Origin of the sequence: Clavibacter californiensis (assembly GCF_021952865.1) — a bacterium.
In the GTDB taxonomy this organism is placed as follows: Bacteria; Actinomycetota; Actinomycetes; order Actinomycetales; family Microbacteriaceae; genus Clavibacter; species Clavibacter californiensis.
Genome location: NZ_CP040792.1, coordinates 1,743,817 through 1,757,731 on the forward strand (window position 1 = coordinate 1,743,817; position 13,915 = coordinate 1,757,731).

The 13,915-nt window shown below is 73.6% G+C and carries 15 protein-coding genes; 2 read left to right on the forward strand and 13 right to left on the reverse strand.

Annotated elements, in window-relative coordinates; all coding sequences use genetic code 11:
- Positions 1–12: 12 nt before the first annotated feature.
- From FGD68_RS08475 to FGD68_RS08490, 4 genes are all read right to left on the reverse strand, one after another.
- Positions 13–921: a carbohydrate ABC transporter permease gene (locus FGD68_RS08475; RefSeq protein WP_104235504.1), complete on the reverse strand. Its 909-nt coding sequence runs from the start codon at positions 919–921 to the stop codon at positions 13–15.
- 2 nt (positions 922–923) lie between these two features.
- The gene (locus FGD68_RS08480) at positions 924–1,928 is read right to left on the reverse strand and encodes a carbohydrate ABC transporter permease (protein WP_237609356.1); all 1,005 of its coding nucleotides are present in this window, start codon (positions 1,926–1,928) and stop codon (positions 924–926) included.
- 2 nt (positions 1,929–1,930) lie between these two features.
- Positions 1,931–3,322: an extracellular solute-binding protein gene (locus FGD68_RS08485; protein WP_237609357.1), complete on the reverse strand. Its 1,392-nt coding sequence runs from the start codon at positions 3,320–3,322 to the stop codon at positions 1,931–1,933.
- A gap of 211 nt (positions 3,323–3,533) precedes the next feature.
- Positions 3,534–4,799, reverse strand: coding sequence for an ROK family protein (locus FGD68_RS08490; RefSeq protein ID WP_104235501.1), 1,266 nt, complete (start codon positions 4,797–4,799; stop codon positions 3,534–3,536).
- 172 nt (positions 4,800–4,971) lie between these two features.
- Between FGD68_RS08490 and FGD68_RS08495 the strand changes: the two genes are divergently transcribed.
- Positions 4,972–6,114, forward strand: a complete 1,143-nt coding sequence (locus tag FGD68_RS08495) for an iron-containing redox enzyme family protein (protein WP_119373289.1) — start codon at positions 4,972–4,974, stop codon at positions 6,112–6,114.
- Positions 6,111–6,386: a CDGSH iron-sulfur domain-containing protein gene (locus FGD68_RS08500; protein ID WP_119373288.1), complete on the forward strand. Its 276-nt coding sequence runs from the start codon at positions 6,111–6,113 to the stop codon at positions 6,384–6,386. Before FGD68_RS08495 ends, FGD68_RS08500 begins: the two co-directional genes overlap by 4 nt.
- A 25-nt stretch (positions 6,387–6,411) precedes the next feature.
- Here the strand turns inward: FGD68_RS08500 and ypfJ are convergent, their stop codons facing one another.
- From ypfJ to FGD68_RS08545, 9 genes are all read right to left on the reverse strand, one after another.
- Positions 6,412–7,323 carry a KPN_02809 family neutral zinc metallopeptidase gene (ypfJ, locus tag FGD68_RS08505; protein WP_119373287.1) on the reverse strand — a complete coding sequence of 304 codons (912 nt, stop codon included), beginning with the start codon at positions 7,321–7,323 and terminating at the stop codon, positions 6,412–6,414.
- Positions 7,324–7,354: 31 nt separating this feature from the next.
- Entirely contained in the window at positions 7,355–7,984 is a 630-nt protein-coding gene (locus tag FGD68_RS08510; protein WP_237609358.1) for a DNA alkylation repair protein, read from the reverse strand.
- Complete coding sequence (locus FGD68_RS08515) at positions 7,981–8,994, reverse strand: NAD-dependent epimerase/dehydratase family protein (RefSeq protein WP_119373856.1); 1,014 nt, start codon at positions 8,992–8,994, stop codon at positions 7,981–7,983. Before FGD68_RS08515 ends, FGD68_RS08510 begins: the two co-directional genes overlap by 4 nt.
- 114 nt (positions 8,995–9,108) lie before the next feature.
- Positions 9,109–9,624, reverse strand: coding sequence for a DUF2017 family protein (locus FGD68_RS08520; protein ID WP_237609359.1), 516 nt, complete (start codon positions 9,622–9,624; stop codon positions 9,109–9,111).
- Positions 9,621–9,995, reverse strand: a complete 375-nt coding sequence (clpS, locus tag FGD68_RS08525) for an ATP-dependent Clp protease adapter ClpS (protein WP_043587445.1) — start codon at positions 9,993–9,995, stop codon at positions 9,621–9,623. The genes FGD68_RS08520 and clpS overlap by 4 nt, the downstream gene beginning before the upstream one ends.
- 89 nt (positions 9,996–10,084) lie before the next feature.
- Entirely contained in the window at positions 10,085–10,783 is a 699-nt protein-coding gene (locus tag FGD68_RS08530; protein WP_104235493.1) for a response regulator transcription factor, read from the reverse strand.
- Positions 10,780–12,021, reverse strand: coding sequence for a sensor histidine kinase (locus tag FGD68_RS08535; RefSeq protein WP_119372465.1), 1,242 nt, complete (start codon positions 12,019–12,021; stop codon positions 10,780–10,782). Before FGD68_RS08535 ends, FGD68_RS08530 begins: the two co-directional genes overlap by 4 nt.
- A 95-nt stretch (positions 12,022–12,116) precedes the next feature.
- Complete coding sequence (locus tag FGD68_RS08540) at positions 12,117–12,956, reverse strand: ABC transporter permease subunit (protein WP_119372464.1); 840 nt, start codon at positions 12,954–12,956, stop codon at positions 12,117–12,119.
- Positions 12,953–13,888: an ABC transporter ATP-binding protein gene (locus FGD68_RS08545; RefSeq protein ID WP_119372463.1), complete on the reverse strand. Its 936-nt coding sequence runs from the start codon at positions 13,886–13,888 to the stop codon at positions 12,953–12,955. Before FGD68_RS08545 ends, FGD68_RS08540 begins: the two co-directional genes overlap by 4 nt.
- Positions 13,889–13,915: the final 27 nt, after the last annotated feature.

The following is a 13,915-nucleotide window of genomic DNA, read 5'->3' on the forward strand; positions in this document are numbered from 1 at the left end:
TGCGCCGGCCGGTCAGCCCTTCACGGCGCCGGCCAGCGCGTTGGATCCGCCGAGCGTGCGCGAGACGAGCACGTACAGCGCGATGACGGGCACGGAGTAGACGAGCGAGAACGCCGCGAGCTGGCCGTACGCGACGGAGCCGTACTGCCCGAAGAAGTTGAAGATGCTCACGGCGGCCGGCTGCTTGTCCGGGCTCAGCAGCAGGATGAAGGGCACGAAGAAGTTCCCCCACGCCTGGATGAACACGAAGATGAACACCACCGCGATCCCCGGCCGCATGAGCGGCACGACGATGTGGGTGAGCGTGCGCATCATCGACGCGCCGTCGGTCCACGCGGCCTCCTCGAGGGAGATCGGCACGGAGTCCATGAAGTTCTTCGCCATCCAGATCGCCATCGGCAGGCTCGTGGCGGCGAGGAAGAAGACCGTGCCGCCGATCGAGTCGATGAGGTCGAGCGTGACGAAGAGGCTGTAGACGGGCACCATCATGGCGGTGATGGGAAGGCATGTGCCGAACAGGATCCCGTAGAGGAACGGCTTGTTGATCCGCATCCGGTACCGCGACAGCGGGTAGGCCGCGAGGATCGCGACCACCACCGTCACGATGGCGCAGCCGCCCGAGAGCACGAGGCTGTTCATCAGCGGGATGAAGGAGATCTCGGGCGTGAGCACGGCCCGGAAGTTGTCCAGCGTGAACTCGCTCGGCACCTTCGCCGACAGCGTCGCGGACGGATCGAAGGCCGCGAGCAGGAGCCACACGAGCGGCACCGCGAAGCACAGCGCGACGAGCACCAGCACGCCGTTCGCGACAGCCCGCATCACACGTCCGCTCGGTGAGGTCATGCGGGAGCCGGGCGGTCGGGCCGCCCGCCTCGCTCGCGCCGGCCGGGTGGCGGGCGGGGTCATCGTGGTCACGGCCATGGTCAGTCCACCTCCGGGCGCAGAGCCCTGATGTAGATCACGCTGAACACCGCTCCGACGAGCAGCATGATCGTGGCGATCGCGGTGCCGAAGCCCAGCTGCGAGAACTGGAACGCCTCCTGGTAGGCGAGGATCGGCAGGGTCGAGCTGGAAGTGCCGGGGCCGCCGCCCGTCATCACGAAGATGAGGGTGAAGACCGACAGCGTCTGCAGCGTGGTGAGCATCAGGTTCGTCGAGATGCTGCGGCGGATCACCGGCAGCGTGATGAAGACGAGCCGCTGCCAGCCGGTCGCGCCGTCCACCTCGGCCGACTCGGTGATCTCCGGCGGCACCTCCTGCACGGCCGCCGCGTAGACGAGCATGGAGAAGGCGGATCCGCGCCATACGTTCGCGAGGATCACCGAGAGCAGCGGCAGTCCGTAGAGCCAGTTCGCGCCCTGGATCCCGAACCAGCCGAGGATCGTGTTGAGCGTGCCCGAGTCGTTGAAGAACGCGTACGCGGCGAATGCGGCCACGATCTCCGGCAGCACCCACGCCGCGATGACGAAGGTGCCGACGATCGCGCGGACGGCCCGGTTCCCCTGCCGCATCAGCAGAGCCAGCCCGAGGCCCACGACGTTCTGCCCGACGACCGCCGAGAAGAAGACGAACGCGAGCGTGAGGAGCACCGACTTCGGGAAGTCGGGATCCGCGAAGAGCGCCGTGTAGTTGTCGAACCCGATGAACTGCGCGCCGCCGGCTGCGTACCCGGTGAGGGACGCGTCGGTGAAGGAGCCGTAGAGGCTCGAGATCACGGGGCCGAGGAGGAACAGGGCGAGCAGGACCATGGAGGGGATCAGCGGGATGGTGCGCGCGCCGGTGCGGAGCGCGCGGGCGCGGGCCCGGCCGGGGCGGGCCGGGGGCGGCCCGCCCGCGCCCGGAGCGCCGCCGGACCCCGCCGCGCCCCGCCGGTCGGCGCTCCGCGCAGCGGCGTCGCGGCCGACCGGGACGGGGGCGATGGTGGCCACCGTCAGCCCTTCGCCTTCTGCGTCCCGTCCTCGCCGACGATGCCGACGAGGGCCTGGTCGTACGCGGCCGCGGCCTCCTCGGGCGACTGCTGGCCGGTCATCACCGACTCCATCGCCACGGTGATCGCGTTGGAGATGCGGCTGTAGTCGGTGGTCGCGGGGCGGAAGTGGGTCTTGTCGACGATCGAGGAGAAGAACTCGAACGTCGGGTTCGACGCCACGTACTCCGGGTCCTCGGCCACGTCGCTGCGGACCGCGATCTGGCTCGCCGCGATGTCGTACGACTGCGACCCGTCCTTGTCGAGCGCGTCGGCGATGAACTCGAAAGCCTTGTCGGGGGCCTTCGTCTTGGCGCCGACCGCCAGGGTCCAGCCGCCCGACATGCTGACGGCGCCTGGCGCCTGGCCGTCCTGCGTGGGCATGGGGGCCTGGCCCATCACGTCGCTCCACTCGGGCCACGGGTTCGTGCCCGTGTCGAGCCAGGTGCCGCTCAGCCACGAGCCGTCGAGGTCGATGGCGAGCTTGCCCTGGGGGATCCACTGGCCGGCGACGATGGTGCCGATGTTGGTGTCGAGCGCCTCCTCGGGCTTCGGGCCGATGCCGCCCTGGTAGACGTCGCGGATGAAGCCGAGCGAGTCCTCGAAGCCCTGCGAGCCCGTGATCCACTTGCTCGTCGAGTCGTCGTAGAGGGTGCCGGTGGGGGTTCCGTAGTGCAGCATCTCGAAGCCCTGCATCGTCGCGCCCTCGCCCTGCGGCTTGCCCGAGTAGACGTTGAGGGGGATCACGTCCGGCATCTTCTGCTTGATGGTCTTCGCCGCGTCGAGGACATCGTCCCAGGTCTTGGGCTCCCACGGGACCGGGAGGCCGGCCTTCTGGAAGAGGTCCTTGTTGTACCAGAGGGCGCGCGTGTCGGTGCCCATCGGGATCCCGTACACCTTGCCGTCCTCGCCGACGCCCGCCTGCTTGGCGGAGTCGTAGAACTTGGACCAGTCGTCCCACTTCGCGACCTGGTCGTCGAGGGGGAGGAGGTAGCCGGCGGCCGCGTCGGACTTCACCTTGAAGGTGTCCTCGTACATGACGTCCGGGGCGGTCGAGGCCGAGCGGTTCATCAGCGCGAGCTTGGTGAAGTAGTCGTCGTTCTGCGCGGCGATGGGGACGAACTCGACCTTCATGCCGGGGTTGGCGGCCTCGAAGGTCTTCGCGGTCTCCTTCATGTGGGCGTCCATCTGGGTGAAGGTGCCGAACTTCTGGTACGCGACCTTGATGGTCTTCCCGTCGTCCCCGCCGCCCGCGCCGCCCGAGCAGCCGGTGGCGAGGAGGAGGGCGGCGACGGACGCCGCCGTGATCTGGAGGATGCGGGCCCGCGTCCTGCGGCGAGGCGTTCGATTCGTCATGGTGCTCCCTTGCTCCACTGGCTCGGACGGTCGGCGTCTTCGCGGACCGTCGAGGGTTAGCCAAACGTATGGACTAATCCATGTCAAGACATCATGGTGTCGATCCGGTCACGGGCGCGGCGGGAGGACGCTCCGGCGGGAGGACGCTCCGGCGGGAGGACGGTCCGGCGGGAGGACGGTCCGGCGGCAGCGCGCGGCGGAGCGCGGGCGGCTATCCGCGGATGAGCATCGCCGACGGGCGCGGCGAGAACGCGTTGTCCAGCACGAGGCACGCGGCGCCCACTGCCGCGACGTCCTCGCCGACCGCCGACTCGACCACCCGCACGGGGTGCTTGGCGATGAGCGCGGGGGACCGCCGCACCTCCTCGGGCAGCGTCTCCAGCACCAGGCGCGCGATCGGGTGCCAGAAGGGGCCGCCGCAGACGACCTCGTCGACGTCGAGCAGGTTCACCTGGATCACGATGGCGCGCGCGAGGTGCCGGGCCGCGGCCTCCACGATCCGGCGGGCGGGCCCGTCCTCCGCGTCCGCGCGGGCCGCGAGTGCGTGGAAGGCCTCGCCGATCAGCCGCATGTCGACCGCGTCGCCGCTCGCCGCGGACTCCGCGAGCGCCGCGTCCGACACATCCCCGGCCCCGAGCACGCCGCCCTCGACGGCCTGGCGCACGAGCGCGTGCGGGGTGATCAGCTCGCCCACGCACCCGACGCGCCCGCACGTGCACCGCCTGCCGCGCGAGGCCACCATGATGTGGCCGGCGTCCCCGGCGTTGGAGCTGGCTCCCCGCACGGGCTCGCCGCCGAGCACGAGCCCGGTGCCGAAGCCCGTGCCGTAGTACACGAACGCGAGGTGGCGACGATCCCCGGGGCCGAACCAGAGCTCGGCGACGGCCGCCGCGGTCACGTCCTTCTCGAGCAGCACCGGCAGGCCGGTCGCGGTGCTGAGGGCCGAGCGCAGCGGCACGTGGCGCCAGCGGGGGAGCATCGGCGGATCCAGCACGAGGCCCGCGCCGACGTCGATGGGACCCGGCGCGGCGAGACCCACCCCGAGCACGGACTGCCGGTCGACCCCCGCGTCGGCGATGAGCCCGTCCACCAGCCGTGCCACGAGCGCCACCACCTCGTCGGGTCGGGACGCGGAGGGCGTGGGGCTGCTGACGTGCCGGAGCACCGTGCCCTCGAGGTCGAGCAGCACGGAGGTGATGACCGCGGGATCCACGTGCACGCCCACCGCGAAGCGCCCGTCGGCCACGAGGTGCAGGAGGGTGCGCGGCTTGCCCGGGCCGCGGATCACGGTGCCGCCCTCGCGCACGAGCCCCTCGTCGATCAGGCGGCGGGTCACGTTGGTGACGGTCTGCGCGCTGAGGCCCGTGCGCTCGGCGATCTCGGAGCGGCTCGCGCCCTCGGCCGCGCGGCGCACCGCATCGAGGACGACGGTGCGGTTGTAGCCGCCGATGGCGGGCAGGTTGGTGCCGCGTCGCATGGGCACCTCCTCGTGTGGGCCTGGCCCGCCGGGTGCGGACCACTCCGCAGTATCCCGGATGCGCGCGCGGCAGCAGCATCGTCCTCGGCGCCCTCGCCAGGCCGTACCACTGCCCGGGGGAGGGCGGCGACACGCCCGGCCGCGCGGACCGGAGACGGAGGAGGGTGGATGCATGACCGATCTGCTCGCGACCGCCCACGAAGCGGTTCGCACTCCTCCTTCGCCCCTGCCCGCCGCGCGCGGCCCGCTCAGCGCCGCGCTCCTCGCCGACCTCGCCGGGGGATCCTCCGCGCTGTCCCCGGCCGGATCCGACGCCGCCGTCGGCACCGCAGCCGACGCGCGCGCCATCGCCTCCGCCCCCGACCTCGCGGCGCTCGCCGCGGAGGCGCTCGCCGCGACGGACGACGTGGTCCGCGACGACGACGTCCAGCTGGCTCTGTTCTGCCTCTACGAGCTGCACCACGCCGGCCTCGAGGGGGTGGACGACGACCGCGAGTGGGACCCGCGCCTCATCGCCGTCCGAGGGATCCTCGAGCATGCCTTCGAGGCCGCCCTGCGCGACCGCGTGCCCGTCCCCGACCGCCCCGAACCCACGTCAGCCGGCGTCGCGGCCGCGCTCTTCGCGCTCACCTCGGCCGACTCCGGCCCGTCCCTCTCGCGGTTCGTCGCGCGGAAGGCGAGCCTCGAGCAGCTCCGCGAGTTCCTGGTGCAGCGCTCGATCTACACGCTCGGCGAGGCCGACCCGCACTCCTGGGCGATCCCGCGACTCCGCGGTCGCGCCAAGGCGGCGCTCGTGGAGATCCAGGCCGACGAGTACGGCGGCGGCCGGCCCGAGCGCGTCCACGCGACGATCTTCGGCGCGACCCTCCGCGGCGTCGGCCTCGACGACCGCTACGGCGCGTACCTCGACGACGTGCCCGCGATCACGTTCGCGTCGTCGAACGCCATGTCGCTGTTCGGCCTGCACCGGCGCCTCCGCGGCGCGATCGTCGGGCACCTGGCCGCGTTCGAGATGACGTCGAGCGTGCCCAGCCGCCTCTACGCGAGCGGGATCCGCCGCCTCGGCTTCGGCGACGACGTCGCCTGGTACTACGACGAGCACGTCGAGGCCGACGCCGTGCACGAGCAGATCGCGGCGCACGACCTCGCGGGCGGGCTCGTGGAGTCGGAGCCCGAGCTCCTCGACGACGTGCTGTTCGGCGCCGCCGCGTGCCTCGAGGTCGAGGGCTGGGTCGGGGCGCACGTGCTGGCGAGCTGGCAGGCCGGGCGGTCGTCGCTGCGCGAGGGGTCGACGGCCGCCGTGGTCGCCGCGTGAGCGCGACGTCCGCGGACGACGCGCCCGCGTCGGGCCGGGCGCCCGCACGATCGACCGCTCCCGAGGCCGCGCGCATCATCGCGTATCCCGACGGCCCGCTGCTCGTCCGCGGCGACTTCGAGATCGTGGACCCCGAGGGCCGCCCGATCCCGCGGACGCGCAGCACGGTCGCGCTCTGCCGCTGCGGCGTCTCGTCGATCAAGCCCTACTGCGACGGCACGCATCGACTGGTCGGCTTCCGCACGGATCCGCCCGCGCCCGCCGCGGAGTGACGGCGGCCGGTCCTGGGCGCGCGGCCTAGAGCGCGCTGCCCGGGACCGAGAACGTGTCGCACGCCGTGGGGCCGCCGGCGCGACCGGCCTCGAACCAGCGCTGACGCTGCTCGGCCGACCCGTGCGTCCAGGTGTCCGGATCCACCCCTCCGCCCGCCTTCGCCTGGATGCGGTCGTCGCCCACGGCGGCCGCGGCGTCGAGCGCGTCCGCCACCTCGGTCGCGGACACGGGCTCGAGGAACGCGGTCCCCGTGTCGTCCCGCACCTCGGCGGCCGCGCCTACCCATGCGCCCGCGTAGCAGTCGGCCTGCACCTCGAGCCGCACCGAGTCGGAGTCCGGTCCCGTCCCGCTCCGGTCGGCGCGGTCGAACGCGCCCGAGAGCTGCTGGATGTGGTGGCCCCACTCGTGCCCGACGACGTACATCTGCGCGAGCGGCCCGCCCGAGGCGCCGAAGCGCGTGCGCAGCTCGTCGAAGAAGGTGACGTCGACGAAGAGGCGCCGATCCGGCGGGCAGTAGAACGGGCCGGTGGCGCTCGTCGCCTCGCCGCATCCGGTGCTCGTCGCGGCGTCGAACAGGGAGAAGCCCGGGCTGGCGTAGGAGGCGACGCCGACCTCGGATGCCGCGGTCGTCCAGTAGGTGTCGAGCGAGTCGGCCGCGCCCGCCATCCGGCACTCGACGCTCGCGTTCGCCTCCGCGCCGGTCGTGCAGCCCTCGATCGCCTCGTCCTGCCCCTGCGACGAGTCCGCGCCGCCCGCGCCGCCGGTCCCGTCGACGAGCTGCGACAGGTCGACGCCCGTGAGCTGCTGCACGAGTATCACCGCGACCACCACCAGGAGCCCGCCGCCGCCGGCCGCGATGCCAGTCGTGCGTCCCCTGCCGCCGCGACGCCGCGTGACCTTGCTGCTGTCGATGCGGGCGTCGTCGTCGAAGGTCATGTGCCGAACCTACCCGCGGTCAGCGGGGGCGTCAGGCGAGATCAGGTCGTGTCTCGGCGACGATGTCCCGCACGCGCTCGACCGCCTCGCGCACCACGTCGTGCCCACCGCGAGGGGCCGCCTGCGCGGTGCGGGCGCGACGGAGGAACCCGTCCCAGTCGCCGCCGCCGGCCCGGAGCGGACGCGTCGACGAGAGCAGGGCCGCCCGGCGGAGCCACACGTCCGCCTCGCCCGCCCAGCGGTCGAGCGCCTGGTCGGCCCGGGCGCGCGCGGCACCGGCCAGCCGCTCGACGAGCGGGCCGATGACGTCGAGGGCGAGCGGATCCACGAGCGCGCGCAGCCGCGCGTCCCGCACGAAGCCCTCGATGCGCGTCAGGTCGCCGTTGTCGAGCGCGTCGACGTGCTCCTGGAGCAGCACGACGGCCGCGAGCCTCCGCTCGTAGACGCGCGACCGCCACAGCTCGGACGCGAGGGCGGCGGCCTCGTCCCGGGTCATGCCCGGCCGCCGCCGGCCCAGGTCGCGCACCGTCCCGCGCACGGCGCCGACGGACGCGCCCACGAACTCCAGGTCGGAGCGCAGCCGCTCCCGCTCCGCCTCGGCGCGGTACCACGCGCCCTCCCGCTCGAGGGCCGCCGCGACGAACTCGGCATCCTCGGTCATCCGGCGAGCGGCGCCGAGCCCTCGCGCCCGGTGCGGTGCACGAAGGCGCGGCCGAACTCGACCAGGACCTCCTCCGCCGTGTGCGTCGGCACCCAGCCCAGCACCTCGCGGGTGCGCGCGGTCGACATGACGGGCACGTTCGCGGCGATGTCGATCCAGCCCGGATCCGTCCGCTGAACGCGCAGCCGCCAGCTGGCCGACACGAGCGCGCGGAGCGCCGGAAGCGGCACCGTCACGACGCGCGCGTCGAGCAGGCGGCCGACGAGCGCGGGGTCGACGACCGGATCCGCCGCGACGTTGAACGCTCCCGGAGCGCGCCGCTCCACCGCGCGCCAGAACGCGTCCGCGACGTCCTCGTTGTGCACGACCTGCGAGACCAGCTCGCGGGGGAGCGGCAGCACCGGGGTGCGGGTGGCGAGGCCGAGCCAGCGGGTCGGGATCCAGCGCCCGAGGAAGAGCCCGGCGATCTCGGCCGCAGCCTCGTCGTGCATCACGAGCCCGGGCCGCATGCGCGTCACGACGATCTCCGGGTGCGCCTGCTCGAACGCGTCCATCGCGCGCTCGTTCTCGGCCTTGTGCCGGGAGTAGTGGGAGGTGTGGATCCCGCCGGTGGGCCACGTATCGTCGCGCGGCCGGTCCTTCGGCGCCGCGCTGTACGCGCCGACCGACGAGGCGACGACCACCTGCGGGACGCCCGCCTGGGCGACGGCCTCGAGCACGTGCGCCGTCCCGATGACGTTGGTGCGGTGCATCACGCGCTCGCGGTGGTTCGGCTGCAGCGCCCAGCCGAGGTGGATCACGGCGTCGGCGCCGCGCATGGTGGCGGCGAGCCCCGAGACCGCGCCCGCCGCACCGATGTCGGCGAGGCGCCAGGTGACCGCGGAGTACGGCTCGAGGGAGGCGTCGGGCATGCGCCGGGCGACGCCCACGATCTCGGCGCCTGCGGCGTGGAGGCGGCGCAGCACCCCGGTGCCGAGGTTCCCGGTCGCTCCGATGACGACGACGCGCATGCTGATCCTCTCCTGCGGACGGGACCCGTCGGGTCGGCTGATCCGCGGGTCCCCTCCATCATGCTCGCCGTCGCGCGCCGCCGAGCTGGCGAGCTGGTCGCGGCGGGCGGACGCTCAGCGGTCGACGGCCTCGATGAGCGATCCCTGCGCGAACGTCAGCCAGTCGTACAGGCTCGCGCTCTCCTGCGGCGCGCGGTCGCGCCAGCCGTCCGCCTCGTCGATGCGCAGCGGCACGGAGATCGCGAGCCGGAGGTCGTTGAGGGTGCGGAGCCAGGCCTGCGCGCCCGTCGGATCCAGCACCACGAGCAGCCCGCGCCGGCCGGCCCCGCGCGCGTCGGCCTCCGCCAGCGTCGCCTCCACCGCGGTCGCGTTCGCGGCCTTCGCGTCGCTGAGGTCCGACGCCGTGAAGCGCCGGAACTCGGCGGACGCCTCGGCGTCGTCCGGGTACGCGTCGGGCAGCAGGCGCGCGACGACGGGGGAGGGGGCGGCGCCGTCCGTGGCGCCGCCGGGCGAGGCGCCCTCGTCCAGGATCCCGCGGAGCTCGCCGAGCAGGCCGCGCAGCATGGCGACCTCGTGCGGCTCGAGGTGCGCGGCGACCGTGCCGTCGGGGCGCGCGCGGAAGGCCCTCACGCGTCCACCCGCTCGAGCGTGGCCCACAGGCCGTAGCCGTGCATCGCCAGGACGTGGCGCTCGATCTCCTCGCGGATCCCCGTGGCGACGACCGCCCGGCCGTCCTCGTGCACGCGGAGCATGAGCTCGTCGGCGCGCTCGCGGGGGAAGCCGAAGTAGCTGCGGAACACGTACGAGACGTAGGTCATGAGGTTGACGGGGTCGTTCCAGACCACGCAGCTCCAGACAGGCGGGGTCGACGCGCGCTCGAGCAGGCTGGTGTCGGATCCCGTGCGGGTCCCCGAGCCGGGGTCGCCCGCGGGCGGGTCGGCGGCGCGGCGAGCGGCGGGGAGGAGGCGGGAGGCCCGCGCGTCCGCGGTGGTCGTGGTCATCGCGCTCCTGTGGGGTAGTCCCGGCGGGCGGCCGGAGCATCCATCCTCCCTCGCCGCGCGGGTCGCCGGAGACCGCGGTCGCCGGCGCGTCATGCGCCGGGCCGCACGAGCCCGCAGTCGTAGGCGAGGATCACTGCCTGCACGCGATCCCGCACCTCGAGCTTGGCGAGCACCCGGCCCACGTGCGTCTTCACCGTCGACTCCGACAGGTACAGGCGTCCGGCGATCTCCTGGTTGGTGAGCCCCTCGGCCAGCGCCGTGAGCACCTCCAGCTCGCGCGCGGTCAGCGGTCGCAGGCGTGGATCGGCGGCGCCCTCGCCCGTGCCGGCCGCTCCGCCGGTCGCGGGCATCGTCGGACCGAGCAGCTCGATCATGCGCCGGGTGACCCGGGGCGAGATGGCGGCGTCGCCGTCGGCGACCGCGCGGATCGCCTCCATCAGGTGCTCCGGCCGGGTGTCCTTCACCAGGAACCCGCTCGCGCCGGCGCGCAGCCCGGCGAACGCGTACTCGTCGAGGTCGAACGTGGTCAGCACGATGACGCGCGTCGCCGGGTGGCGGGCGACGATCTCGGCGGTGGCGTCGATGCCGTCCATCCCGGGCATCCGCACGTCCATGAGCACGATGTCGGGGGCGAGGGTGCCCGTGCGCTCCACGGCCGCGCGGCCGTCGGCGGCCTCGCCCACCACCTCGATCCCGGGCTCGGCGTCGAGCACCATGCGGAAGCCCATGCGCACGAGCGCCTGGTCGTCCACGATGAGCACGCGGACGGGGGTGATGCTGTCGGTCATCGGTCCTCCTGGAGGCGGGGGCTGTAGGTGGGTCCGGGGGCACGGGTCGCGTCGCCCGGTCGCACGTCGTGGAGCCCGCTGGGCATGGTGGCCAGCACGCGCCAGCCGCCGCCATCGCGTCGTCCGGCGGTCGCGCTGCCGCCGTACACCGCCATGCGCTCCGCGACGCCCACGAGGCCGCGGCCGCTGCCGGGGACGGGCGGCACGACGGGTCCCGTGAGGTCGTCGTCCGTGACCTCGACGATGATCTCCTCCGGACGGTGGTCGAGCTTCACCTCGACCCGGTCGGCGTTCGGCGCGTACCTGAGCACGTTGGTCAGCGACTCCTGCACGACGCGGAAGACGGCCAGCTGCCGTCCCGGGTCGTCGGGCGGCGTGCCCGTGCTGGTGAAGCGCACCGGGAGGCCGGTGGAGCGGAACGAGTCGACCAGGGCGGCGAGGTCGGCGTGCCCGGGTTGGGGAGCTCGGAGCGACGGCGGGGCGGCGTCGCCCGTGCCGGGCTCCTCGGCGAGGACGCCCAGCATGCGGCGCATCTCGGACAGGGAGGTGCGACCGGTCTCGGCGACCTCGCGCATCGCGTCGCGGGCGAGCTCCGGTCGGGCGACGGCGCTCGCGGCCGCCCCGTCGGCGAGGGTCACCATGACCGTGATCCCGTGGGCGACGATGTCGTGAATCTCGCGCGCGATCCGCGTCCGTTCCGCCGCGGTGGCGAGCCGCGCCTGCTGGTCGCGCTCGCGGGCGAGCTGCATGGCGAGGTCCCGCAGCGCCTCGACGTAGCGCTTGCGCCCGCCCACGTTGATCCCGATGAGCGTCGCGATGAGCGGGAGGATCAGGTTGATGAGGAGCATGGAGGCGATCGACAGGGCCATGGGGCCCTCGCCCGCCGTCGCCGGCGCGACGACCGCGATGAGGACGGCGACGCCGCCGAACCCGATCCACGCGTGCCGGGCCGACCCGTAGACGGCCAGCGCGTAGAGCGCGAGCGGGACGGCCCCGCCGTCGAAGGCGCCGGACACGAGGGCGCCCGCGGCGGCCGCCGCCCCCGAGACGGCGAGGACCATGACGGGTCGGCTGCGTCGGAACATGAGGGCGACGCCCGTCAGGACGCTGAACGCCGCCAGCGCCAGGCCGCCGGCGAGGCCGGGGGATCTGCTCCCGACGACGGGAGCCGCGCTCACCGACAGCAGGGTGAACGCGATGGCGATGACCGCGTCGACCGCTCGCGGGTGCCGGGCCATCCAGCCGCGGAAGGCGCCCGGCGGGGTGGGCAGGCGGACGCCGTCGGGCGCGGCGGTGTCCGCCGCGCCCGACGGCGCCCTCCGTCCCGCGTCGATCAGGCGTCCCGCTTCCGGGCGAGGACCATCGCGGGCACCAGGATCACGGCGACCCACCCGAGCATGACGAGCAGCGCCTGCCAGAACTCGAGCTCACCGGGCGCTCCCGTGGCCATGCTGTAGAGCCGGTTGCCGGCGCTCAGGGGGAAGTACGGCGCGAGATCCGCGACCCAGTCGAGCACGCCGCCGAGCAGCTGGCCGACGATCGGCACGACGAGCACGAGGCCGACGAGGGCGCCGATCCCCGCCGCGCCGTTGCGCAGCAGCAGTCCGAAGCCGAAGCCCATCAGGCCGATGAGCACGACGAAGAGCACGCCGCCGAGGGCCGCGAGCAGGAAGTCGCCGTCCAGCACGTCGACCTCGGCGCCGGCGGACGCGAAGTACCCGCGGGCGATGAGGAGCGCGGCGGCCACCGCGATCGCGGTGATGACGAACGTCACCACCGTGTAGACGATCGCCTTCGCGGCGACGACGCCCAGGCGGCGCGGCGCGGCGCTGAAGGACGAGCGGATCATTCCGGTCGAGTACTCGCCGCTGATCACCAGCACGCCGAGCACGCCGGCGACGAGCATCGACAGGGTGACGCCGCTGAGGCCCACCTGGAGGAGCAGGTCCGTCGCGGGGACTCCGGGGAGGGACAGCTGCGTCCGGAGCTGGTCCACGACGAACGGCGTGAAGAGCGCCGAGAAGCCGGCGAGCAGGAGGAAGACGAGCGCGAAGCACCAGACGGTGGACCGCAGCGTCCGGAGCTTGATCCACTCGGAGCGCATCAGGCGGGAGAGCGTGGGCCGACCCGTGGACACCGGTGCGGGCGCGTAGGTCGTGCTGGTGGCGGTCATCGTGCGATCTCCTGCTCGGTCGTGCCGACTGCGGCGCTGTGGTACTCGACGTCGCCCTGCGTGAGCGACAGGTAGGCGTCCTCGAGGGACGCGGTGACGGGCGTGAGCTCGTGCAGCACGACACCCGCGGACATCGCCGCGTCGCCGACCTGCGCGGCCGTGAGGCCGGTGATCTCGATCACGTCGCGCTCGACGCTGGTGACCACGACGTCCGGCCGCGCCACCGCCTGGCCGAGCTGGTCGGCGTGCGGGGAGCGGACGCGGACGAGGCCGCTCGTGGCCCCCGCGACGACCGCCGCGACGGGCGCGTCGGCGAGCACGCGACCTCGCCCGAGGACGATGAGGTGGTCGGCCGTCTGCGCCATCTCGCTCATGAGGTGCGAGGAGAGGAGGACGGTGCGTCCCTGGCCGGCGAGGTAGCGGGTGATGTTGCGCACCCACATGACGCCCTCGGGGTCGAGGCCGTTGACGGGCTCGTCGAGGATCAGCGTGCGCGGGTCCCCGAGGAGGGCGACGGCGATGCCGAGGCGCTGTCCCATGCCGAGGGAGAAGCCGCCGACGCGCTTCTTGGCGACCGGCTGCAGGCCCGTCATCTCGATGACCTCGTCCACCCGCGAGCGCGGGATCCCGTGCGTGGCCGCCATCGCGAGCAGGTGGTTGTAGGCGGAGCGGCCCGTGTGGACGGCCTTGGCGTCGAGGAGCGCGCCGACCTCGTGGAGCGGGGCCTGGAGGTCGCGGTAGGGGCGGCCGTTGACGGTCACCGTGCCGGACGTGGGGCGGTCGAGACCCACGATCATGCGCATCGTGGTGGACTTGCCGGCGCCGTTCGGACCGAGGAATCCGGTCACCATGCCCGGCTGGACGGTGAAGCTCACGCCGTCCACGGCGGTCTTCGCGCCGTAGCGCTTGGTCAGGTTCTCAGCGACGATCATGCGCGCTGCCTCCTCAGGGTGGGTGCG